The sequence below is a fragment of the Streptomyces sp. NPDC003456 genome (assembly GCF_042878735.1).
Classification (GTDB): domain Bacteria; phylum Actinomycetota; class Actinomycetes; order Streptomycetales; family Streptomycetaceae; genus Streptomyces.
The window spans coordinates 817,023-836,614 of sequence record NZ_JBIAOK010000001.1 but is presented as its reverse complement, the minus strand read 5'-3'; the positions used below and the strand labels follow the sequence as shown (position 1 = coordinate 836,614).

General features: G+C 73.9%; 21 protein-coding genes and 1 pseudogene. 10 read left to right on the top strand and 12 right to left on the bottom strand.

The window, feature by feature from the left end; translation table 11 throughout:
• Positions 1-73: 73 nt before the first annotated feature.
• The 3 genes from ACFYWG_RS03310 to ACFYWG_RS03300 all read right to left on the bottom strand — a co-directional run bounded on the left by ACFYWG_RS03310 (position 74) and on the right by ACFYWG_RS03300 (position 2,271).
• The gene (locus ACFYWG_RS03310) at positions 74-640 is read right to left on the bottom strand and encodes an antibiotic biosynthesis monooxygenase (RefSeq protein ID WP_376330133.1); all 567 of its coding nucleotides are present in this window, start codon (positions 638-640) and stop codon (positions 74-76) included.
• 43 nt (positions 641-683) lie between these two features.
• Complete coding sequence (locus ACFYWG_RS03305) at positions 684-1,061, bottom strand: hypothetical protein (protein ID WP_376330135.1); 378 nt, start codon at positions 1,059-1,061, stop codon at positions 684-686.
• Between the two features lie 292 nt (positions 1,062-1,353).
• Positions 1,354-2,271 carry a MurR/RpiR family transcriptional regulator gene (locus ACFYWG_RS03300; protein WP_376330137.1) on the bottom strand — a complete coding sequence of 306 codons (918 nt, stop codon included), beginning with the start codon at positions 2,269-2,271 and terminating at the stop codon, positions 1,354-1,356.
• A 157-nt stretch (positions 2,272-2,428) separates the two neighbouring features.
• Here ACFYWG_RS03300 and ACFYWG_RS03295 point away from each other — a divergent pair, with 157 nt between their 5' ends.
• A complete protein-coding gene (locus ACFYWG_RS03295) occupies positions 2,429-2,590 on the top strand; it encodes a hypothetical protein (RefSeq protein ID WP_376330139.1) in 162 nt (53 codons plus the stop codon).
• Between the two features lie 51 nt (positions 2,591-2,641).
• Positions 2,642-3,043, top strand: a complete 402-nt coding sequence (locus tag ACFYWG_RS03290; RefSeq protein ID WP_383510408.1) for a DUF3662 domain-containing protein — start codon at positions 2,642-2,644, stop codon at positions 3,041-3,043.
• Positions 3,044-3,061: 18 nt separating this feature from the next.
• Here the strand turns inward: ACFYWG_RS03290 and ACFYWG_RS03285 are convergent, their stop codons facing one another.
• From ACFYWG_RS03285 to ACFYWG_RS03275, 3 genes are all read right to left on the bottom strand, one after another.
• Entirely contained in the window at positions 3,062-4,726 is a 1,665-nt protein-coding gene (locus ACFYWG_RS03285) for an ArnT family glycosyltransferase (RefSeq protein WP_389198957.1), read from the bottom strand.
• A 208-nt stretch (positions 4,727-4,934) separates the two neighbouring features.
• Complete coding sequence (locus ACFYWG_RS03280) at positions 4,935-5,426, bottom strand: GNAT family N-acetyltransferase (RefSeq protein WP_383510404.1); 492 nt, start codon at positions 5,424-5,426, stop codon at positions 4,935-4,937.
• 90 nt (positions 5,427-5,516) lie between these two features.
• On the bottom strand, positions 5,517-6,173 hold the full coding sequence (locus tag ACFYWG_RS03275) for a nucleoside/nucleotide kinase family protein (RefSeq protein WP_389198954.1): 657 nt from the start codon (positions 6,171-6,173) through the stop codon (positions 5,517-5,519).
• Between the two features lie 114 nt (positions 6,174-6,287).
• Here ACFYWG_RS03275 and ACFYWG_RS03270 point away from each other — a divergent pair, with 114 nt between their 5' ends.
• The 4 genes from ACFYWG_RS03270 to ACFYWG_RS03255 all read left to right on the top strand — a co-directional run bounded on the left by ACFYWG_RS03270 (position 6,288) and on the right by ACFYWG_RS03255 (position 11,779).
• Positions 6,288-7,025: an HAD family hydrolase gene (locus tag ACFYWG_RS03270; protein WP_389198952.1), complete on the top strand. Its 738-nt coding sequence runs from the start codon at positions 6,288-6,290 to the stop codon at positions 7,023-7,025.
• Positions 7,022-9,376 (top strand): glycoside hydrolase family 65 protein, encoded by a 2,355-nt coding sequence (locus tag ACFYWG_RS03265; RefSeq protein WP_389198950.1) that lies wholly within the window; start codon positions 7,022-7,024, stop codon positions 9,374-9,376. Before ACFYWG_RS03270 ends, ACFYWG_RS03265 begins: the two co-directional genes overlap by 4 nt.
• Positions 9,377-9,528: 152 nt before the next feature.
• Positions 9,529-11,019 carry a hypothetical protein gene (locus ACFYWG_RS03260; RefSeq protein WP_389198948.1) on the top strand — a complete coding sequence of 497 codons (1,491 nt, stop codon included), beginning with the start codon at positions 9,529-9,531 and terminating at the stop codon, positions 11,017-11,019.
• Between the two features lie 268 nt (positions 11,020-11,287).
• Positions 11,288-11,779, top strand: a complete 492-nt coding sequence (locus ACFYWG_RS03255; protein WP_383510417.1) for a DUF5709 domain-containing protein — start codon at positions 11,288-11,290, stop codon at positions 11,777-11,779.
• A gap of 159 nt (positions 11,780-11,938) precedes the next feature.
• On the opposite strand, the gene ACFYWG_RS03250 is transcribed toward ACFYWG_RS03255, so the two are convergent.
• Complete coding sequence (locus ACFYWG_RS03250; protein ID WP_385414111.1) at positions 11,939-12,145, bottom strand: hypothetical protein; 207 nt, start codon at positions 12,143-12,145, stop codon at positions 11,939-11,941.
• 202 nt (positions 12,146-12,347) lie between these two features.
• Between ACFYWG_RS03250 and ACFYWG_RS03245 the strand changes: the two genes are divergently transcribed.
• Positions 12,348-12,584: a chaplin gene (locus tag ACFYWG_RS03245; RefSeq protein ID WP_376330155.1), complete on the top strand. Its 237-nt coding sequence runs from the start codon at positions 12,348-12,350 to the stop codon at positions 12,582-12,584.
• Positions 12,585-12,699: 115 nt separating this feature from the next.
• On the opposite strand, the gene ACFYWG_RS03240 is transcribed toward ACFYWG_RS03245, so the two are convergent.
• Both ACFYWG_RS03240 and ACFYWG_RS03235 read right to left on the bottom strand, forming a co-directional pair.
• Positions 12,700-13,821: a PP2C family protein-serine/threonine phosphatase gene (locus tag ACFYWG_RS03240; protein ID WP_383512005.1), complete on the bottom strand. Its 1,122-nt coding sequence runs from the start codon at positions 13,819-13,821 to the stop codon at positions 12,700-12,702.
• An 85-nt stretch (positions 13,822-13,906) separates the two neighbouring features.
• Positions 13,907-14,084, bottom strand: a pseudogene (locus ACFYWG_RS03235) (glycosyl hydrolase); the annotation flags it as partial.
• 320 nt (positions 14,085-14,404) lie between these two features.
• Here ACFYWG_RS03235 and ACFYWG_RS03230 point away from each other — a divergent pair.
• Complete coding sequence (locus tag ACFYWG_RS03230; protein ID WP_389198945.1) at positions 14,405-15,301, top strand: GNAT family N-acetyltransferase; 897 nt, start codon at positions 14,405-14,407, stop codon at positions 15,299-15,301.
• A 79-nt stretch (positions 15,302-15,380) separates the two neighbouring features.
• Here the strand turns inward: ACFYWG_RS03230 and ACFYWG_RS03225 are convergent, their stop codons facing one another.
• The 3 genes from ACFYWG_RS03225 to ACFYWG_RS03215 form a co-directional block, all read right to left on the bottom strand.
• Entirely contained in the window at positions 15,381-16,280 is a 900-nt protein-coding gene (locus ACFYWG_RS03225) for a Gfo/Idh/MocA family protein (protein ID WP_389198943.1), read from the bottom strand.
• 289 nt (positions 16,281-16,569) lie between these two features.
• The gene (locus ACFYWG_RS03220; protein ID WP_389198941.1) at positions 16,570-16,983 is read right to left on the bottom strand and encodes a VOC family protein; all 414 of its coding nucleotides are present in this window, start codon (positions 16,981-16,983) and stop codon (positions 16,570-16,572) included.
• A 151-nt stretch (positions 16,984-17,134) separates the two neighbouring features.
• Positions 17,135-17,365, bottom strand: a complete 231-nt coding sequence (locus ACFYWG_RS03215) for a hypothetical protein (RefSeq protein WP_376330166.1) — start codon at positions 17,363-17,365, stop codon at positions 17,135-17,137.
• Positions 17,366-17,591: 226 nt separating this feature from the next.
• On the opposite strand from ACFYWG_RS03215, the gene ACFYWG_RS03210 reads away from it, so the two are divergent.
• Together ACFYWG_RS03210 and ACFYWG_RS03205 are read left to right on the top strand one after the other, a co-directional pair.
• Positions 17,592-18,449: an aldo/keto reductase gene (locus ACFYWG_RS03210; protein WP_389198939.1), complete on the top strand. Its 858-nt coding sequence runs from the start codon at positions 17,592-17,594 to the stop codon at positions 18,447-18,449.
• A gap of 452 nt (positions 18,450-18,901) precedes the next feature.
• Positions 18,902-19,153: a DUF5133 domain-containing protein gene (locus ACFYWG_RS03205; protein ID WP_376330169.1), complete on the top strand. Its 252-nt coding sequence runs from the start codon at positions 18,902-18,904 to the stop codon at positions 19,151-19,153.
• The last annotated feature ends 439 nt before the right edge of the window (positions 19,154-19,592 follow it).

Below are 19,592 nucleotides of genomic sequence, written 5' to 3'. Positions count from 1 at the left end.
CGCCTTGTGGGCAGGTGACGCACCCTCTTCACATGCGCCCCCGGGGGGTGGCGGCGAGGGCTCGGCGGATGCGTCAGCGCCCGTCGCGCGGGTAGAGCCACTGGCGCAGCAGCCGGCTGAGCCGGGGCATCACCAGGTAGGTCAGCAAGGGCAGCAGGACCAGGGGGAAGACGACGGCTCGCAGCGGCAGCGGCCAGCCGGCCGTCGCGGGTGTCACGAGCCACTGGATCAGCAGGACGAAGGGGTAGGCGCCCAAGAAGGTGGTGAGGACCATCTTCCAGCGGGGCGGGGCCTGGACGGTGGTGCCCGGCAGGCTGAACCAGGTCTCCATGCCGGTGGTGGACTGGCGTTCGCTGCTGACCTCGACGGCGATGTCGTGGATCCGCCGGTGCCAGTGCTCGCGCTCCTCCGACTCCAGCCAGGCGGCGAGCCGGTGCCGGTCCGACCAGCGCAGCACGGCGTGGTAGCGGTGCCCGTCCTCCGGTGACAGCCAGGAGACGCCCTCGTTGCCGGGGAAGCGCCGGGCGCACCGGGTGATCCCGTGCGTCCACTCCTCGAACTGCTGCTCCCGGCCGGGGCGCACCTGCCAGGTCAGCACCGTGGTCACCGGTTCGGCCCGGCGGTCTCGGGTGGTGCTCATCCTCACCCGGGTGCCACGCGGCGAGCGGGTCATGCGCCCCGGATCAGTGGCGGCCGGACTCGGTGAGCGCCCGGGTGACCGCGCGGACGCTGCGGGCGATGTGCTGCAACTGCATGACCTCGGCCGCGTACAGCTTGATCGTGTGCTCGATGACGCCTTCGTGCAGGCCCAAGCCCGGCAGGTCGGCGCGGGCGGTCTGCAGGGCGGTGCGGGCGACCCGGATCTCGTGCTGGACCTGGATCTGGGCGTGCCGCGCCAGGAGGACGGGGTGGCGGACGAACACGGGGTAGCCGGCGTAGCGGGCCGGTACGAGTTCGCGCAGCCACTTGGCCGCCGAGCGCTCCCAGTCGAAACTCCCGGGGGTCTTGACCTGGCAGGGCCAGTCCGGGCTGATGCGCGTGGACGTCAGGGACATGATCATCGCTTCCGGGTGTGCGGCGTCGTGAGGGTGGACGACGGTTCGGGGCGGCCCCTGGCCCAGGGGATGACCGGGGCCGCCCACGGACACCCGGGGAGCCGGAGTGGGTAGGACCCGGCTCCTCGGGTGCGGAACGGAACCGGACAAGGCCGGGTCGCGATCCGTGAGCAGTATTTATATATGCCTTCCGGTTTGCAAGAAGCATGAAAACATTCATGCGTGCTTTGTTGCGGACGCTCCGCATGCGGGTCCGCACTCAGGCCCGCCCGCGCGACGCGGGGGCCTCGGCGCCGGGTCAGTCCTTGAGGAAGAACTGGTGCTGGTCGGCGACCTGCTCGTACTCCTCCAGGCGGGCCTGGGTGCGCTCCGGGTCGGCGTCCGTCATGGCCTGCAGCAGCGCCGAGCACATCACGCCCGGGGCGGCGTAGGAGTCGAACACCAGGCGCGAGCCGGTGCCGAGGGCGAAGGCGACGTCGGCCTCGTCCGCCAGCGGCCCGAGCGCCAGGTCGGTGATCAGAGCCACCTTGAGCCCGGCGCCGCGCGCCACCCGGACCGCCGTCAGGGTCTCCTGGGCGTGCCGCGGCATCGAGAAGGCCAGGACCCAGGTGCCGCCCGCCTCACGCGACTGCAGCAGGGCGTCGTAGGCGGTGCTGCCGCCGCGGGTGACGAGCCGTACGTCGGGGTGGATGCGGCGCGCGGCATAGGCGAAGTACTCGGCGAGCGAGCCGGAGATGCGCAGCCCGAGGACCGTGAGCGGGGTGGACGAGGACAGTTTGCGGCCGACGTCGATGACCAGCGCCGGGTCGGCGAAGTCACGCCGCAGGTTCTCCAGGTTCTCGATCTCCGCGTCGACCGCCGCCTGCAGTTCGTTGCCCCGGTTCTCCTCCGCCGGGCCGCCCGCCAGGGTGCCGAGCGCGATGGACTGCAGCTTCTCGCGCAGCGCCGGATAGCCGCTGAAGCCGACCGCCGAGGCGAACCGCGTGACCGACGGCTGGCTCACCCCGACCCGGTCCGCGAGGTCGGTGATCGACAGGAACGCCGCCTCGGTGATGTTCTCGATCAGGTACTGGGCGATCCGCCGCTGGCCCGGCGACAGCCGGGGCCGGTCGAAGAGCGTGCGCAGCCGTGAGGACGGGGAGACCTCCGTCTCCGGGGCGGCCTTGCCCGAGGTGATGGCGGATGCCTGTGCGCGTGCCTGCTGCGGCGATGGCACCGGTACGCCTCCTTCGTTCCCCACGGAGTTCAACATAGCTCACCCACCGTGGTGACCAGGGCTTCTTCGCGGGTGCACATGAGCCGCAGCCGACAGGGATACCCGAGGCCGGGGCGGGAACCCGCCGCCGCAGAAGATCCCGAGAGGAGTCACCGACATGAGCACCCCCGAGGAAAGCCGGCCCAAGACCCACACCACCGACGAGGTCCTTCAGCAGCACGACGACGACCGCGCCAAGGACCAGGGCGCCACCGGCCGCACCCTGCGCGAGGCACTGGAGGAGGCCGACGTACGCCCCGACGACTTCGACGAGAAGTGAGCCAGGCCCCGCGCGGGCGCACCGACGACGTTCCCGGCAGGTGAGACACGCATGGGCGCCCTGAGCGCGCTGGAGGAGACCCTCGAGAACCGATGGCAGGCCCTGTGGGCACGCGTCCTCGACAAGGAACCCGTCGAGGTCGTGGACGCCCTGCGGCGCGAGTGCGACGACAACGCCGTGGTGTGCGGGGAGGGGCGGGTGATGGTCCCCAACGCCTACGACGTGGAACTGCCCGACGAGGTGCACGAGCACCTCGCCCGCAGCGGCACCGAGGTGGGCCAAGCCCTCACCGACAGCCTGTCCCGGCACGCGGAACGCCGCGGCTACGCATGGGCCGGACCCCTGACGGTCCACGTGGCGCGGTGCCCCGACATCCCCAACGGCCGCTACCGGGTGGCCAGCAGGGTGATGCCCCACGTGAGCGCCGACGGATTCTTCCGTGCGGCCCACTGAAGCACTGCGCGGCATCCGTCAACGACGGTAGATCGTGAGGGAGTGCCCGACGTCGTCCACGGGGCGGCTGCCGCCGAGCAGTTCGGCCAGCCGCCCCGTGGCTTTGGCCGCCGCGGAGTCCGACACCACGAGCAGGCCCCGCACCCGCTCGGGCGGCACCCCCAGCGGATCCGCCGCCTGGATGCCGTAGTACGCCGGTACGCCGCTGCCCTTGTACACCAGCCACACCCGTTCACCGGGATACCGCTCCCGCAGCCGGACGGCGAGCCGCCCGAGGTCCTGCCCCCAGTCCACGTTCGAGTCGTGCAGCCACTCCCGTGTCCGGCCGGGCCCCCCGAACGCCTCGTTGGAGTACGGCAGATAGAAGGGGTACGCCCGCACCGAGCTGACGGCCGTCCACCCCACCAGCAGCGCCACCGCGACGGCCGTCCACCGGCGCCGCACCAGCAGCACGCACCCGGCCGCGACCGCGAGGAACAGCGGCAGGAACACGGCGTAGCGAGTGCCGAAGTCACGCGCACCGCACATGGCCGCCGCCAGCGACACCGAGGGCACGGTCAGCACGTACGGCGCGGCCGGACGCGACCGCCGCAGCGCCACCACGGCCGCGGCACCCGCCGCCCACAGCACCAGCGTCCCCAGCGGCGTCTTCACCAGCAGCGCGGCCGGCAGGTAGTACCAGAGCGAGCCGTCGTAGAGCCGGCCGAACAGGAACCCCTGCCAGGGCCGGTTCTCCAGCCCGAACTGGACGCGCATGCCGTCCCGGTAGGCCTCCGGGAACGGCAGCAGCTCCACCAGCAGCCCGCGCAGTCCGTGCACCACGGGCACGTGCTGGGCGGGGGACCAGCGCAGCCCCGGGTCGACGGCCAGGTACGCCGCCCAGACGGCGGCGGTCGCGACGAGCGCCACGACCGCCGCACCGCCGACCGCGCGCAGGGCGCGCCGCGGCCCGGGGCGGGCCCGCCACACCGACAGCGCGGCCAGGACCGCAAGCACCGGCGCCGCGGGCAGCGTGCTCATCTTCGTCGCGAGCGCCGCGCCCAGCGCCACCCCGGCCAGGGGCACGTACACGGCCGGCCTCCGCCGGGCCCGCCACATGAGCCACGCCGACGTCAGCAGGAAGCCGGCCGCGGGCACGTCGAGCGTGGCCAGCGCGCCGTGCGCGACGACGTCGGGGGAGAAGGAGTACAGGGCGAGCGCGGCCGATCCGGCGGCCGTGCCGGCCAGGTCCCGGGCGAAGGCGAACACCACGAGCCCGAAAGCCAGGGTCAGTGCGATCACCGGAAGGCGCGCCCACAGCATCAGGCGCCACGGGTCGTTGCCCGACTCGTACAGCAGGCGCCGCCCGGACTCCCCCTGGTCCCCGGTCGAGGAGGCGCCGGGATGCGGGCCGGCGAGGGCGACGCCGACGCCGATGACCAGCTTGCCGAGCGGGGGATGCTCGGGGTTGAGCCGCAGCCGGTGCTCGTGCACGTACTCGGCGGCCGCGGCCACGTACACCGGCTCGTCGATCGTCGGGGTCTGCCGGACGGCCGTCGTGACCATCGCGAAGGCCATCTGCGCCAGCAGCACGGCCACCAGGAGCACGACCGGCCACCGGCCGCGCGGCCACCGTCCGGGACCGGCCGGGGGCGGGAGGGGCACCGGCCGGGGCACGGCGGGTGCGGTCGCGCGGTCGCTCATGGACCCACTGTGCCCCCGCCACCGCGGCCCACGGCGTCAACGGCGCACGAGTTCCACCGACAGGGGTTCGATCGCCGCCGGTCCGGCCGCCGCCCTCCGCCGAGGGCGACGGGGGCAGGTCCGACGGCACGACGGGACCGCCTGCGTGCCGGCTCTGCTCCGGAGGCCGGGCCGAGGCCACCGGGGCACGCCCCGCGCGGACGGCCCCTCAGACGCCGCCGGGTGCCTGCGCCGCGAGCCGGGCGAGGGAGTCACCGCTGAGGCGGCAGACCTTCCACTCGTCCATCACCTGGGCGCCGATCGACCGGTAGAAGCCGATCGCCGGCTCGTTCCAGTCCAGGACCCACCACTCGAACCGGTCGTAGCCGCGGCTGCGGCAGAGCGCGGCGAGATACGCGAGCAGCGCCCTGCCGTGGCCCGCGCCCCGGGCCCCGGGCCGCACGTACAGGTCCTCCAGGTGCATGCCCCGCCTGCCCGTCCAGGTGGAGAAGCGCGGGAACCACACGGCGTACCCCACCGTTTCGCCCGAGTCGTCGTCCTCGGCGATCAGCGCGAAGGCGGCAGGGGACTCCCCGAAGAGCGCGGCGCGCAGCTGCTCCTCGCTGGACCGGACCTGCTCCGCGGCCTTCTCGTAGGTGGCGAGTTCGCGGATCATCGTCCGGATCTCGGGGACGTCGTCGACGGTCGCGGGCCTGATCATGGGGTCGATCCTGCCGCAACGGGCCGACGGACTCAACGCGTTCGCCCCGCCTGACGCGGGCCCCGGCCCGGTCCCGGTCGCGCGCGGGGTTCAGCCGTCCGCCCCCGGCAGGGCCGCCTCCGGCACCAGCAGGTCCGCCCGGTCCCGGGTCGTGGCGACCAGCTCGGCGTTGCGCTGGTCCGAGCGGTGCACCCAGGCAACGGCCTCCGCGTGGCTCTTGCCGAACTCCTCGTGCCGGGCGATCAGACGGCGCAGGCGCTCCCGCTCGGGCAGCGCGCAGAACCACACCTCGTCCAGCAGGAGGCGGGCGCGCGCCCAGGCCCCGGACTCCAGCAGGAGGTAGTTGCCCTCGGTCACGATCAGCCGGGCAGGGGGAGGAACCGGGATGGCCCCCGCCAGCGGCTGCTCGAGACCGCGCTCGAAGCCGGGGGCGTACACCGTCTCCGCCGGGTCGTCGTCGCGCAGCCGCCGCAGCAGCGCCGCGTACCCGGCGGCGTCGAACGTCTCGGGAGCGCCCTTGCGCTCGCGCAGACCCAGCCGCTCCAGTTCGGCGTCCGCGAGGTGGAAGCCGTCCATGGGGACGTGCGCCACCCAGGGCTCGCCCGTCCCGTTCAGCTCCCGCACCAGGCACTCGGCGAGCGTCGACTTGCCGGCCCCGGGGCTGCCCGCGATGCCGAGGATCGCGCGCCGGCCGTCCCGGGGGAGGGCTCGGGCACGGTGGACCAGGTCGTCGAAGGTGAGCGCCACGCGGGAAAGTGTGTCACCCGGGCCCGTGACCCCGCGGGGCCGGCCGCCCGCGCGAGGCCACCGTGTGGCGTGCGCCACCCACTGGACCGGCCCGCGGCGGGGAACGGGTTGCTTATGACGCTGCTCGGTCTCCCCGGACACATCCACGCCTGCCTCTTCGACCTGGACGGAGTCGTCACCCGGACGGCCGTCGTGCACGCGGCCGCCTGGAAGGAGATGTTCGACGCCTTCCTGCGCGCACGCGACGGCGAGGACTTCCGGCCGTTCGAGGCGGGCGACTACGACGAGTACGTGGACGGCCGGCCGCGCGCCGACGGCGTGCGCACCTTCCTCGCCTCACGCGGCATCGAGCTGCCCGACGGCGAGCCCGACGACCCGCCCGGCGCCCTGACGGTGCACGGCCTCGGCAACCGCAAGAACGACCTCGTCCTGGAGAAGATCCGCACCGACGGCGTCGAGGCGTACGAGGGCACCCTGCGCTACCTGGACGCGGTCCGCGCGGCGGGCCTGCGCACCGCGATCGTCTCCTCCAGCGCCAACTGCCGCGACGTGCTGCGCTCGATCGGCGCCGAGCACTACTTCGACGTGCGCATCGACGGCGTGGTCGCCGCCGAGCGCGGCCTGCCCGGCAAACCGCACCCCGACACGTTCCTGGCCGCCGCCCGGGACCTCGGCGTCGAACCGTCCGGGGCGGCCGTCTTCGAGGACGCCCTGGCCGGCATGGACGCCGGCCGCGCGGGCCGATTCGGCTACGTCGTCGGCGTCGACCGGGTCGGGCAGGCGGACGCCCTGTATGCCCACGGCGCCGACATCGTGGTCCAGGACCTCGGGGAACTGGGAGGCGAGCAGTGATCACCCAGCGGGCCTACGGCGTCGCACCCTGGGCCGTGCGCGAGACGGAACTGGACCTCGGCCTGCTGGCCCAGAGCGAGTCCGTGTTCGCCCTGTCCAACGGGCACATAGGGTGGCGCGGCAACCTCGACGAGGGCGAGCCGCACGGTCTGCCGGGTTCCTACCTCAACGGCGTCCACGAACTGCACCCCCTGCCGTACGCCGAGGCCGGCTACGGCTACCCGGAGTCCGGCCAGACCGCCATCAACGTCACCGACGGCAAGGTGCTGCGCCTCCTGGTCGACGACGAGCCGTTCGACCTGCGCCACGGGCGGCTCGTCACGCACGAGCGGACCCTCGACCTGCGGCGGGGCGTGCTGGAACGGGTCTGCGAGTGGACCTCCCCGGCCGGTTCCACCGTCCGGGTGCGCTCCACCCGGCTGGTCTCGCTCACCCAGCGGGCGATCGCCGCCATCGCCTACGAGGTCGAGCCCGTGGACGGCCGCATCCGGGTGGTCGTCCAGTCGGAGCTGGTCGCCAACGAGAGCCTGCCCGAGCCCGACGGCGACCCGCGCGCCGCCAAGGCCCTGAAGTCGCCCCTGGAGGCCGAGGAGGATCTCGCCGCCGGGAACCGGCTGCGCCTGGTGCACCGCACCCGCCGCAGCGGCCTGCGGGTGGCCGTGGCGGCGGACCACACCGTCACCGGCCCCGAACGCACCACCACCAGCAGCGAGTCCAACGTGGACGTGGCCCGGCTGACCGTCACCTCCGTGCTGGAGCCGGGCCAGCGGCTGCGCGTGGAGAAGCTGGTCGCCCACGGCTGGTCGGGCGCCCGCTCCAGGCCCGCGATGAGCGACCAGGTGGAGGCGGCCCTGGCGGCGGCCGCGCACAGCGGCTGGCAGGGACTGCTGGCGGACCAGCGGGCCTGCCTGGACGACTTCTGGTCCCGGGCCGACGTCGAGGTGGACGGCGACGAGGAGATCCAGCAGGCCGTCCGCTTCGCCCTCTTCCACGTCCTGCAGGCCGGTGCCCGCGCCGAGCAGCGGGCCATCCCCGCCAAGGGCCTCACCGGCTCCGGCTACGACGGACACGCCTTCTGGGACACCGAGGCGTTCGTGCTGCCGCTGCTGACGTACACCGCGCCCCGGGCCGCCGCCGAGGCGCTGCGCTGGCGCCTGGACACGCTGCCCGCCGCCCGGGAGCGAGCGGCCCAACTCGGCCTGCGCGGGGCGGCGTTCCCCTGGCGCACCATCGAGGGCTCCGAGGGCTCGGCGTACTGGCCCGCGGGCACGGCCGCCTTCCACGTCGGCGCCGACATCGCGGACGCCGTCGTCCGCTACGTGGCGGCCACCGGCGACGAGACCTTCGAGCGCGAGGTCGGCGTCGAACTGCTCGTGGAGACGGCCCGCCTGTGGCTCTCCCTCGGCCACCACGACGACCGGGGCGTCTTCCACATCGACGGCGTGACCGGGCCCGACGAGTACAGCGCCATCGCCGACGACAACACGTACACCAACCTCATGGCCCGGGCGAACCTGCTGGCCGCCGCCGACGCCTGCAAACGCCACCCGGACCGGGCGCAGGGGCTCGGCGCCGACGAGGAGGAGCGGGCGGCCTGGCGGGACGCCGCCGAGGCCGTGCACGTCCCGTACAACGAGGAACTGCGCGTGCACGAGCAGCACGCCGGTTTCACCCGCTACCAGCGCTGGGACTTCGCCGGCACGCGGCCGGACCAGTACCCGCTCATGCTGCACTTCCCCTACTTCGACCTGTACCGCAAGCAGGTCGTCAAGCAGGCCGACCTCGTGCTCGCCATGTACACCTGCGACAGCTTCTTCGCGGAGTTCTCCGACGAGGAGCAGATGGCCCGCAACTTCGCCTACTACGAGCCGCTGACCGTGCGGGACTCCTCGCTGTCGGCCTGCGTCCAGGCCGTCATGGCCGCCCGCACCGGGCACCTGGAGCTGGCCCGCGCCTACACCACCGAGGCCGCGCTGATGGACCTCGGCGACCTGGAGCACAACACCCGCGACGGACTGCACATCGCCTCCCTGGCCGGCACCTGGCTCGCCCTGGTGGCCGGGTTCGGCGGCATGCGCTGCACCGACGGCACCCTGCGGTTCGCTCCGCGCCTGCCCGAGGGGTACAGCCGGCTCGCCTTCCGGCTCCAGTTCCTGGGCCGGTGCCTGCGCGTGGAGCTCACCAGGGACCGGGCCACGTACACCCTGCACTCCGGCGGGCCGTTGACGATCCACCACCACGGCACCGAGCTGACGGTGAGCGAGGACGGCCCCGTCGAGCGGACCATCCCCGCGCTCGCCCGCCGCCCGGCACCGAGCCAGCCCCCGCACCGCGCCCCGAACGCCCGCTGACGGACCCGGCCGGTCAGACGATCGGCCGTATTCCATCCCTCGTCGCCCCGTCGTGCGGGTTAGTTTGGCCGTATTGGTGATCATTCGGCTTTCGGCCCCCGGCGGGTGGGAGGCTGCGGCGGCCCGACGCTGTGCGGGGGAAGGGGTGGACGATGACCGACGGCGCGAACGCCCTCCTCGTCCGCAGGCGGCGACGCGACCACGCGACATCCTCCGGCGCCCGCCGCAGAAGGCGCCCGGACCGGCCGCTCGCCCTGCTCGCCGCGGTCTTCACCCTCGCCCAGCTCGCACTGGTACGCCCGGTGCTGGGCCTCGGCTGGGACGAGATCGTCTACGTCAGCCAGGTCACCGCGCACCACCCCGCCGCCTTCTTCAGCGCGCCCCGCTCCCGCGGCGTGTCCCTGCTGGTCGCCCCCGTCGCGTCCTGGTCGTCGTCCGTCCCGCTGCTGCGCGTCTACCTGGCCCTGCTGTCCGGCCTCGCCCTCTACCTCGCCCTGCGCTGCTGGCGGGGCCTGTTCCCGACGCGTGTCCTGGTGACCGCGGGTGCCCTCTTCGCCTCCCTGTGGGTGACCCTCTTCTACGGGCCGCAGGCCATGCCCAACTACTGGGTCGCCATCGGCGCCCTGACCGCCGCGGGCTGCTTCCTGCGGGCCCGGGCGGGCCGCTCGCCCCGCGCGCTGTGGGGCATCGCCGCCGGAACCGCGCTCATGGCCTGGATGCGCCCCACCGACGCGGTCTGGGCGAGTGTCCCGCTGCTGGTCCTCGCCCTGGTCCGCCACCGGCGCCTGCTCGTCCCGCTCGCCGCGGGGCTGGCGGCGGGCGCGGTCCCGTGGGTGATCGAGGCGTACGCCGCATTCGGCGGGCTGGGGCAGCGGCTGGCGGAGGCCTCCCGCATCCAGGGCGGGCTGGGCTGGCAGATCGCCGTCGACGACCAGCTGCGCAGCCTGGGCGGCCGGGCCCTGTGCCGGCCCTGCACCGGGCCGATGCCCGAGCCGGTGGTCTTCGCGTGGTGGTTCGTGCTGCCGGTGCTGGCCGGTCTCGGCCTGGTCGTCGCGGGCCGGGCCCGGCGCCTGGAGCGGACCCTGGTCCCGCTGGCCTGCGCGGCCACGGCGGCCCTGCCGTACCTGTTCATGATCGGCTACGCAGCGCCCCGCTTCCTGCAGCCCGCCTACGCCCTGCTCGCGATCCCCGTCGCGGACGGCCTGTGGTACCTGGTCAGGACACCGCGCAGGACCTGGCGCCCGGTCGCCGCCACCCTGGTCGTCCTCGGCCTGGCCGGGCACCTGGCGGTGCAGCTCGCCGTGGTGCACGGCGCCGTCACCCGCAACACCGCCAACCGCGTCGACTGGGACCGCACCGGCGGTGCCCTGCACCGCCTCGGTGTCCGGCCGCCGTGCCTGCTCACCGGCCACGAGGCCATCCCCATCGGCTACTACACCGGCTGCTCCTCGGGCGCGACGTCCGGCAACAACGAGAACATGACGGTCGCGGGCGTCCTGGACACCGCCGCACGCGTGCCGGTCGCCCACATCGCCCCGGCCGGCGGCGCCGCGCCCCGCTACGCCCGCGACTGGCCGGTGCACCGCGTCTCGGACCTGGACGTCCGCATCGCGCCCGCCCCGGGGCGCGAGGGCGACCGGTGACCGTCCGCGACCGCTGACCCGTCCGCGACCGCTGACCCGTCGCCGTCGCTGACCGTCGGCGATCGCTGACGCTCGTGGCGCACCCACTCTCGCCCCCGTCGCCGGTGCGCCGCCGCCCGCGCCGAGCCGCGCGGCATCCGGGTGACCCGCCGGGCGGCGGGCGTCCGCCGAGGTTAGAGCCCGCGGAACGGGAAACGCGGAACGGGCAGAAACGATCGGACACGTCGCGCGGGGCGCGACAGGGAGGCAAGTGATGGGCACGGAACGGATGGACTCCGAACAGATGGCGGACGACGCGTACCAGCCCACCGGGACGAACGAGGAGCAGGAGGACGCGTCGCCGCTGGACATGCAGGACGCCCTCGACGAGCGCACCTACGACGACATGGTCGAGGAGGGCTACTCCCCGCCCGAGAAGCCGCTGGGCGTCACCAAGCACGGCGTCACCGCGGCCGAGCAGCACGAGGGCGAGACGCTCGACGAGCGGCTGTCCCAGGAGGTCCCGGACGTGTCCGCCGAGCCGGTGGGCGACGGCGTGGGCGACAGCCCCGACAGCGACGGCGAACCGGTGGACCCCGAGGCGGGCACCGCCCGTGCCGGGCGCCTCGTCGCCCCGGACGAGGGCGCCCACGAGGACACCGAGAAGGACGCCGTCGCGACCGACCTCGGCATCGACGGCGGCGCGGCCGGTGCGGAGGAGGCCGCCATGCACGTCGTGGAGGACGACACCCTCCTCCCGGAGGACGACGGCAGGGTGTGAGCCGCCGGCGGCGGTGCTCGCGCGCGGTCCGCAGCGGTACGGGCGGGCCGCCGGCGCCGCGGACCTCCTCGGATCCTCTGCCCGGCCCGCGAGCCGTCTCGTGACGAGGCCACCGACCCGGACACTCCGGGTCGGTGGCCTCGTAAGTGCGCGCGGGTGCTAAGGCAGCAGCTTCTCCATGGCCGCCGGCCCCTCCTGCGCCAGCTTGCGCTCGGCCCACGCGATGTTGTGCGGGGTGATGTCCTTGCCCGAGGCGAGGACGAGGTCCTCCGCCGACACGTCCGTGCCGGTGCGGGTGTGGAGCAGACGGTCCGGGGTGCAACGGTCCTCGGGGGACTGGCTCGCGGAGGGCTGTGAGGTCGACATGTCTCTGCTCCTAGGGTCCGGATCGCTGATGGCCCCGGTGCTGAAAAGGGTCCGCTATCACCATTCCCCGCCGGAGCGCCGCGTGCATCCGGAGAGGACGGGAAAGGCCCGTGCACCCCGTTCGGACCCCCAGGGATGTCGCACGGCGCTACACCGGGTGACGGTGGAGTCACGTGTCCCTGCGACTGACAGGAGCTTTTCCATGCGCACACGTGTGACCGCCGCGGCCGGCCTGGCCTGCGCCGCCCTGCTGGCCTTCGCCGGTACGGCGAGCGCCGACTCGGGCCCCGTCGGTATCGCCACCGACAGCCCCGGCGTTCTCTCCGGCAACGTCATCCAGATCCCGATCGACATCAACGCCAACGTCTGCGGCAACACGATCAACGTGATCGGCCTGCTCAACCCGGCGTTCGGCAACGTCTGCGAGATCAAGGACTGACGCACCGGCCGTACGGCTCGCCGGCGGCGGCCCGCGCTCACTCGCGGGTCGCCGCCGGCCGCTGTGCGCCCGGCTCCAGGCCGGGGCGCACGCGGGCCGTGCGGTCGGACCCGGCTCATCGGCCCGGCACCTTCGGTCCGGGCGCCAGCACCAGCATCGTGACGTCGTCCTGCACGTCCGGGCTGTGCCGCAGCAGGTCGGACCACACCTGCTCGGCCAGGGCCGCCGGATCCTCCCGGTCCAGGCCCGGCAGCCGCTCGGCCAGCGGGTAGAAGGCGCCGGAGGCGTTCCGGGCCTCCGTGACCCCGTCCGAGGCCAGGAACAACCGGTCCCCGGGGCGCAGCCGCACCGTGACGACCCCCGGCGGGGCGGCCTCGGCCAGTCCCAGGCCCAGCGGCGTGCCCGGCTCCACGTCCAGTTCCTCGGCCCGGCCGTCCCGCAGGAGCAGCGGCCCGGACTGCCCGCACGCGACGATCCGCACCGTCCCGGCGTCCGCGGAGAAGTCGAGCAGGAGAGCCGTGGCGAACAGTTCGGCGTGCGGATCGTCGGCGGAGTCCACCGTCAGCCTGCGGTCGAGCCGTGCCGCGAGGGCCCCCGGGTCCGGCTGGTCCAGCACGGCCTCCCGGAAGGCGCCCAGCAGGGAGGTGACCGTGGCCACGGCCGACAGCCCGTGGCCCTGCACGTCGCCCATGACCGCCCGCACCCCGTACGGGCCCGCCCGTACGTCGAAGAAGTCGCCCCCGACGAGCGTCCCGCGCTGCGCGGCCCGGTACAGCCCGGCGCAGCGCACCGGCCCGACCCGCTCCGGCAGCGGCGGCACCACGGCCCGCTGCACGACCTCGGCGACGGTCCGCTCGGTGACGAGCTGGGCGTCGCGCCTGCTGCGGACGAACGACAGCAGCACGCTCAGCAGCGACACGAAGCACACCGTCAGCAGATCGGTGCTGCCGGGGTCGTCCAGGCCGAAGACCGGGGTGGTCAGCACCAGCACCGCCAGCGTCCCCAGCACCGCCGTCAGCACCGGCCCGTGCGCGAGGACGCTCAGCGGCGGGATGGCGCCCAGCAGGAAGCCGATGTCGAGGGGCTCCGGGCTGACCAGCTCGGCCAGGCACACCAGGACCAGCAAGGCCCAGGGCAGCACGCGCGCCCACAGGGGCGGCGGTGCGCCGCGCAGCCAGCCGCGCCGGTCCCCGTCGCGGTCCCGGCGCGGCGGCAGCCGGACACGGGCTCCGCTCACACCACCACGCTGCAACGCCGCACCGGACACCGCACGCCGGGCCCCGCACGTGCGGGGCCCGGCGTGCGGCCGCAGGGCCCGGCCAGAACGGCGTGAGCGTCAGCCGGAGGCCGGTGGGCGCGGTGTCCTGGATGGAGGAGGCGAAGTCCGCCACGTCGTCGAAGGCGAACCCGGTTGGCCAGACCGGTGCCGTAGAACGACTCCGGGTCGGTCGTCGGCTGCGCGGCGGAGGCGAGCAGGGTGGACCGGTTGAACCCGTGCCCGTTCTCGGGTCCGGATGCTACGGACGGCACGCACACCCGCCAACCCGCCCGTGCGAGGAAATCCCTTGAGTAGCACAGGCAGTTGAGGATTCCGGGACGCGCCTGACCCCGTGTGAGGGCCCGCTTGAGCGTCGCGGCAATGCGATGGACGGGCCGCGAGCCCATCGCGTAGCGTGTCCCGCGTCGCGCCCCGAGACCTGCGGAAGGAGGGCAGAGCCGTGCAGTTCACACCGATCCCGCGCTCCCTCCCCGTAGTTCCGGCGTGCAGTGGCTGATCCCCGGGAGCGCTCCATCACGCAGCACCGTCCCGGAGGACACCCATGACCGATCCGGTCATCCGCGCGCTCGACGCGAGCGACGCCGAACTCTTCGACTCCCTGCCCGACCCGCTGGGCGCCCGCGAGGGCCACCGGCACACCCGGCACCGCCCCGACTGGAAGCGGGTGGCCCTGCGCGACGGCCGTGTCGTCGCCCGCGGCGCCTGGTGGGGCGGCCCGGACGACGCCGAGCCCCTCAACGTCAACTGGTTCGACGTGGCCGAAGGCGAGGAGGACGCGGGCGCGGCCCTGCTGCGCTCGGCGCCCTGGCAGGTCGAACTGGAAGTGAACCTGCCCGCCGGCTGGCGCGCGGATCCCGCCCTGCGCGCCGCGGCCGAGGCCCGCGCCACCGCCGCCCGCAGGGCCGGCTACGACCTGCTGGTCGAGCGCCTGCTGTACCGCTGGACACCCGCCGACGGCCTGCCCGAACGGCCCGGGCGCCTCACCTTCCGGTCCGAACCCGACGACGCCGTCTTCTTCGACGCATTGCGCCGCATCCACTCGGTCACCCTCGACGCCCACGCGCTGAAGGCGATCGAGCAGGGCGGACTCGACCGGGCGGCGCAGGAGGAACTCGACTTCTTCCACTGGTGCCCCTCGCCGCGCGAGTGGTGGCAGGTGGCCCACACCGCCGAGGGCGAGCCGGTGGGCATCCACATCCCGGCGCACAACTCGTCGGGCCCGTGCGTCGGCTTCATCGGGGTCCTGCCCGGACAGCGGGGCCACGGCTACGCCTACGACCTGCTGGCCGAGTGCACCCACTTCCTGGTGGAACGCGGCGCCGAGTTCGTCGCCGCCGCGACGGACCGGACCAACGTGCCCATGGCCGCCCACTTCGCCAAGGCCGGCTACCCGGTGGTGAAGGAGCGGCTCAACTTCGCGGCGCCAGCCGCCTCCTGACGGGCCGTCGGCAGACAAGGAGGGAGCGCGCCGGACGACTCCGGTGCGCATCCCCTTCCGGTCCCCTCCCCACGGGTCCTCAGTCCGCCGAGGAGTGGCGCGGGCCCCCGTCCAGCAACTCCTGGGCCGCCGCGAGGATCTCCGTCACCCGCAGGCCGAACGCCGCGTCGCACGCGTGGGGGCGGCCGGTCCGCGCGGCGGTGCGCAGGGCGTCCGCGGCCCGCCGGAGGGCGGGCACCGCGCCGTCGGAGCTCTCCGGGAGGAGGGCCACCCCCGCCTCGCCCCGCAGCTCCACGGCGGAACCGGCCGCCGCGGGCGGTGCCGTCAGGCTCAGGGTGAGGGTGCTGGAGGCGCCACCGGCGTGGTCGAGCACGACGTGCACCGTGTCCCCGGGACCGTACGCCGCCGCCGTCACGCGCCGCACGTCGCCCAGGACCGGCAGCAGCACCGACAGGGCGTGCGGGCCCACGTCCCACAGGGCGCCCTTCTCCCGCCGCCACGGTGTCGCGAAGGGGCTCTCCCCGCTGAAGACCGCCCCGAGCCACTGGGCGCGGCCCGTGAACCAGCCCGGCACCGCGGCCTGCTCCTCGATCCAGGCTCGGGGCTCCGGCTGGAAGCGGGTCGTGAAGAACACGACCGAAGCCACCCCGGCCGCCTCCACCGCCTCGACCACGGCCCGCCCCTGCCGCACCGTCGGGGCGAGGGGCTTGTCGAGCAGCAGGTGGCACCCGGCCCGTGCCGCCCGCACCGCCAGCGCGGCCTGCACCTCGGGAGGCAGCGCCACGGCGACCGCGTCCACGTCGGCGAACAGCTCGTCCGCCTCCTCGTAGGCCCGCACGCCGTGCCGCTGTGCCAGTTCCTTCGCCGCTTCGGGCCGGCGGCCCCACACGCCGACGAAGTCCAGCTCCCCGTGTCCGCTCAGAGCGGGTGCGTGGGCCATCTGCGCCCATGGTCCGGTGCCGAGCAGTCCTATGCGCATGCCGCCGCCTCTCCCTGTGCCTGGACGACGAGCCTGACACACGCGGCCGGCCGGCCGGCGGGAGGGGCCGCGCCACGCAAGAGACGGGGAGTCGGGCCCCCGCACCATGTCCGGCCTGAGCCGATGACCTGCGCAGACGGGAGCATGACGTGACCCCTGCGACCAAGGCCGCCAGGCCCTGGACCGGGACGCCGTCGCCATGACCAGGGCGACGCAGCAGCTCGTCGTCCTCACCGGCTCCTGACCGGCGAAGCGCCGGGGGCCGCGGCACCGGCCCCGGCGCCGGCGCTCAGCCTTCGGACCCGCTGATGTCGACCATCCACGGGACGCCGAAGCGGTCCGTGCACATGCCGAACACGTCGCCCCACATCTGCTTCTCCAGCGGGACCGCCACCGAGCCGCCCTCCAACAGCTTCTCCCAGTAGCCGCGCAGCTCGGCCTCGTCGTCGCCGCTCAGACTCACCGAGAAGGTGCCGCCGTGTTCGGACTCCGTCCCGGGCGGGTTGTCGGCGCCCATCAGGGTGAAGCCGCTCGGCGTCTGCAGCATGGCGTGCATGATCTTGTCGGCGTTCGGGGCGTCCGCCTGCCCGAAGTCGCCGTAGCTCCTGAGGTCGAGCGTGCCGCCGAAGACCTGCTGGTAGAACTCCATCGCCTGCCGCGCCTCGCCGTTGAAGGTGAGGTACGGGTTGAGACGCGAGACCATGAGAAACCTCCCGGAAGGGGGCGAAGAGCCCTTTTCGGGCAGCGTAGCGCCGGGTACCGGCCGCGGCGTGCCGAGCGCCCCCGGGCCCGGGGGCGCCGCCGGGGGAGCGCCACCGCGTCACCCGGGACGGGGCCGACCGCCGTACGGCGGCTCAGCTCTCCTCGGCCGCCCCGGTGTTCCAGTCGTACGGGCCGCCGCCCTGCCACTCGATCAGCTCGGTGTCGTCCACGGCCGTGTCGGTGGTGGGCAGGCCCTCGCGGTGCACCAGGTCGAGCACGTCGAACAGGCTGTAGGCGACGCCCTTGTCCTCGCCGCGGATGGTCACCAGCCGTCCGCCGTCCGTCGCGGGCGGCTGTACGACCACAGGGGGTTGACCGTCCATAGCCCCACCATGCCTGCCGGACCGCCGGTTCGCAGCTCGATGGCGCCCGGAAGCGGTAGGCGTCCGCCCGGGACTTCCGACAGCCGGGCCGTCAGGTACGCCCATCCGCGTCGCGATTCAGTGCCCCGGGTGCTGAATGCGTTCTCCTCTTTCTATTGGACCCCCGGCCGCGGGGGGATCAGGCTGGAGGGCACCATCGCCCGGCATCCGGAAGAGGTCACGAGCCATGCACACCCGCCGCATCGGTGACGTCGAGGTCAGCGCGATCGGACTGGGCGCGATGCCCATGTCGATCGAGGGGCGGCCGGACGAGGAGCGGTCCCTCGCCACCGTCCACGCCGCGCTCGACGCCGGTGTGACCCTGATCGACACCGCGGACGCCTACCACCGCGACGCCGACGAGACAGGTCACAACGAGACGCTCATCGCCAAGGCCCTGGCCACCCACGGCGGCGGCCGGGACGTCCTGGTCGCCACCAAGGGCGGCCACCTCCGCCCCGGTGACGGCAGCTGGACCCTCGACGGCAGTCCCCGCCACCTGAAGCGCGCCTGCGAGGACTCCCTGCGCCGGCTGGGCGTCGAGGCCATCGGCCTCTACCAGTTCCACCGCCCCGACCCGCGCGTCCCCTACGAGGAGTCCGTCGGCGCGCTCCGCGACCTGCTGGACGAGGGCAAGATCCGCATGGCCGGCATCTCGAACGCGAACCCCGAGCAGATCCGCCGGGCGAACGACATCCTCGGCGGCCGACTGGCCTCCGTGCAGAACCAGTTCTCCCCGGCGTTCCGCTCCAGCGAGCCGGAACTGCGCCTGTGCGACGAACTCGGCATCGCCTTCCTCCCGTGGAGCCCGCTCGGCGGCATCTCCAAAGCCGGTGAACTCGGCTCCGGACACGCCGCGTTCGGCCGGATCGCCGAGGCGCGCGGGGTGAGCCCGCAGCGGGTCTGCCTGGCGTGGATGCTCGCCAGGTCGCCCGTGGTCGTCCCCATCCCGGGCGCGAGCCGCCCGGCCACCATCCGCGACTCGCTGGCCGCCGCCGACCTCACGCTGACACCGCGGGAACTGGCGGAGCTGGACGCCGCCTGAGCCCTCCTGCCGGGCCCCGTGGACGGCAGCCCGCCGCCCCGGGGCCCACTGCACAGCCCCGTCTGGCTGCTGCCGCTTATCAGCGTCCGCCGCATGGGCACGGCCCTGCGCTCGGCGCTGTGCACCCGCATGCGGCAGCTGTTCCTCGTCCCATGTGACCGAAGTGACCCGCCTGATTCCGGCCACCCGTGCGGAGACCGCGCGGGTGGCCCTGCGCGACGCCAACGCGACGACGTTCGTCGACCGGCTGCTCGGAGTCCGGAGACCCTCGTCGGCGAGCAGAGGAACTCGAACGCCGGGGTGGCGCGGAGACCGCCCTGCACAGCGGCCGGCTCGGCTGAGCCCGCTGCGCATCCGATCAGTTCTCGTCATATCCGCCCCAGGTGCGAAAAACGTGTGAATGGATGTGTGCGGTTCGGGCATACGCAGCGAAAAGAGAGAGGGGCGCTTACGTGCTGGTACCGGACCGGAAGATCGTCAGAGAGCTGCTGACGCGGTACGCGTCGCTGAGGATCGCTCAGTCGGAGAGGCACGTGCCGGCGGCGGCACGCGAACTGGACGACGTCAGCTACACGCTGTGCGTGATGATGGGGACGTCCGACATCAGCGATGCCATCGCCAAGGCGGATGTCCTGCTGCTCACCGAGGGCAAGCCCGACGTCGCCGACGCGGACGGGGACACCGGCCTGAAGCTCGTCGGCTGACAGCGGCGAGACCCGGCGGCACCGGTTGTCCCGCCCCGGCGGCCCCAGGAAGGGGCCGCCGGGGCGGTGGTCTTTCCGTGCAACGCCGCGCGGTGGGCGCACGGTGTGATCCCCGCCACCCTGACGGCCGCCCCGGAACGCTGGTGCGGCTGAGGATGCCTCGCTCGTTCCTCCGCCGCCGGTGTGCCGAAGGTCACCTCGTACGCCGGATCCGGGTGGAACTCCCCGGCCGGCTCAGGGGGATGAGGCCGTCGAGTACGGCGGCACCGTGCAACTCGGCATGCCCACCGGGGTCTTCGACGTGCCCCGCGCGACGGCCGGCGTCCCTGTGGGCGTCCGGCGCGGATCCACCACCGGAGCCTGAGGATCCGCCGCGGGCCGTGCGTCGGCCGGCCACGGATGTCCGGTCTGCGTCAAGTCATCCCCGGGAATTCACACT

Excerpts from the sequence above, each read along its gene's own strand:
- ACFYWG_RS03310 (WP_376330133.1), bottom strand. The coding sequence starts at position 640 with ATGAGCACCACCCGAGACCGCCGGGCCGAACCGGTGACCACGGTGCTG.
- ACFYWG_RS03305 (WP_376330135.1), bottom strand. The coding sequence starts at position 1,061 with ATGATCATGTCCCTGACGTCCACGCGCATCAGCCCGGACTGGCCCTGC.
- ACFYWG_RS03295 (WP_376330139.1), top strand. The coding sequence starts at position 2,429 with ATGAGCACCCCCGAGGAAAGCCGGCCCAAGACCCACACCACCGACGAG.
- ACFYWG_RS03290 (WP_383510408.1), top strand. The coding sequence starts at position 2,642 with ATGGGCGCCCTGAGCGCGCTGGAGGAGACCCTCGAGAACCGATGGCAG.
- ACFYWG_RS03285 (WP_389198957.1), bottom strand. The coding sequence starts at position 4,726 with ATGAGCGACCGCGCGACCGCACCCGCCGTGCCCCGGCCGGTGCCCCTC.
- ACFYWG_RS03280 (WP_383510404.1), bottom strand. The coding sequence starts at position 5,426 with ATGATCAGGCCCGCGACCGTCGACGACGTCCCCGAGATCCGGACGATG.
- ACFYWG_RS03270 (WP_389198952.1), top strand. The coding sequence starts at position 6,288 with ATGACGCTGCTCGGTCTCCCCGGACACATCCACGCCTGCCTCTTCGAC.
- ACFYWG_RS03260 (WP_389198948.1), top strand. The coding sequence starts at position 9,529 with ATGACCGACGGCGCGAACGCCCTCCTCGTCCGCAGGCGGCGACGCGAC.
- ACFYWG_RS03255 (WP_383510417.1), top strand. The coding sequence starts at position 11,288 with ATGGACTCCGAACAGATGGCGGACGACGCGTACCAGCCCACCGGGACG.
- ACFYWG_RS03250 (WP_385414111.1), bottom strand. The coding sequence starts at position 12,145 with ATGTCGACCTCACAGCCCTCCGCGAGCCAGTCCCCCGAGGACCGTTGC.
- ACFYWG_RS03245 (WP_376330155.1), top strand. The coding sequence starts at position 12,348 with ATGCGCACACGTGTGACCGCCGCGGCCGGCCTGGCCTGCGCCGCCCTG.
- ACFYWG_RS03230 (WP_389198945.1), top strand. The coding sequence starts at position 14,405 with ATGACCGATCCGGTCATCCGCGCGCTCGACGCGAGCGACGCCGAACTC.
- ACFYWG_RS03225 (WP_389198943.1), bottom strand. The coding sequence starts at position 16,280 with ATGCGCATAGGACTGCTCGGCACCGGACCATGGGCGCAGATGGCCCAC.
- ACFYWG_RS03220 (WP_389198941.1), bottom strand. The coding sequence starts at position 16,983 with ATGGTCTCGCGTCTCAACCCGTACCTCACCTTCAACGGCGAGGCGCGG.
- ACFYWG_RS03215 (WP_376330166.1), bottom strand. The coding sequence starts at position 17,365 with ATGGACGGTCAACCCCCTGTGGTCGTACAGCCGCCCGCGACGGACGGC.
- ACFYWG_RS03210 (WP_389198939.1), top strand. The coding sequence starts at position 17,592 with ATGCACACCCGCCGCATCGGTGACGTCGAGGTCAGCGCGATCGGACTG.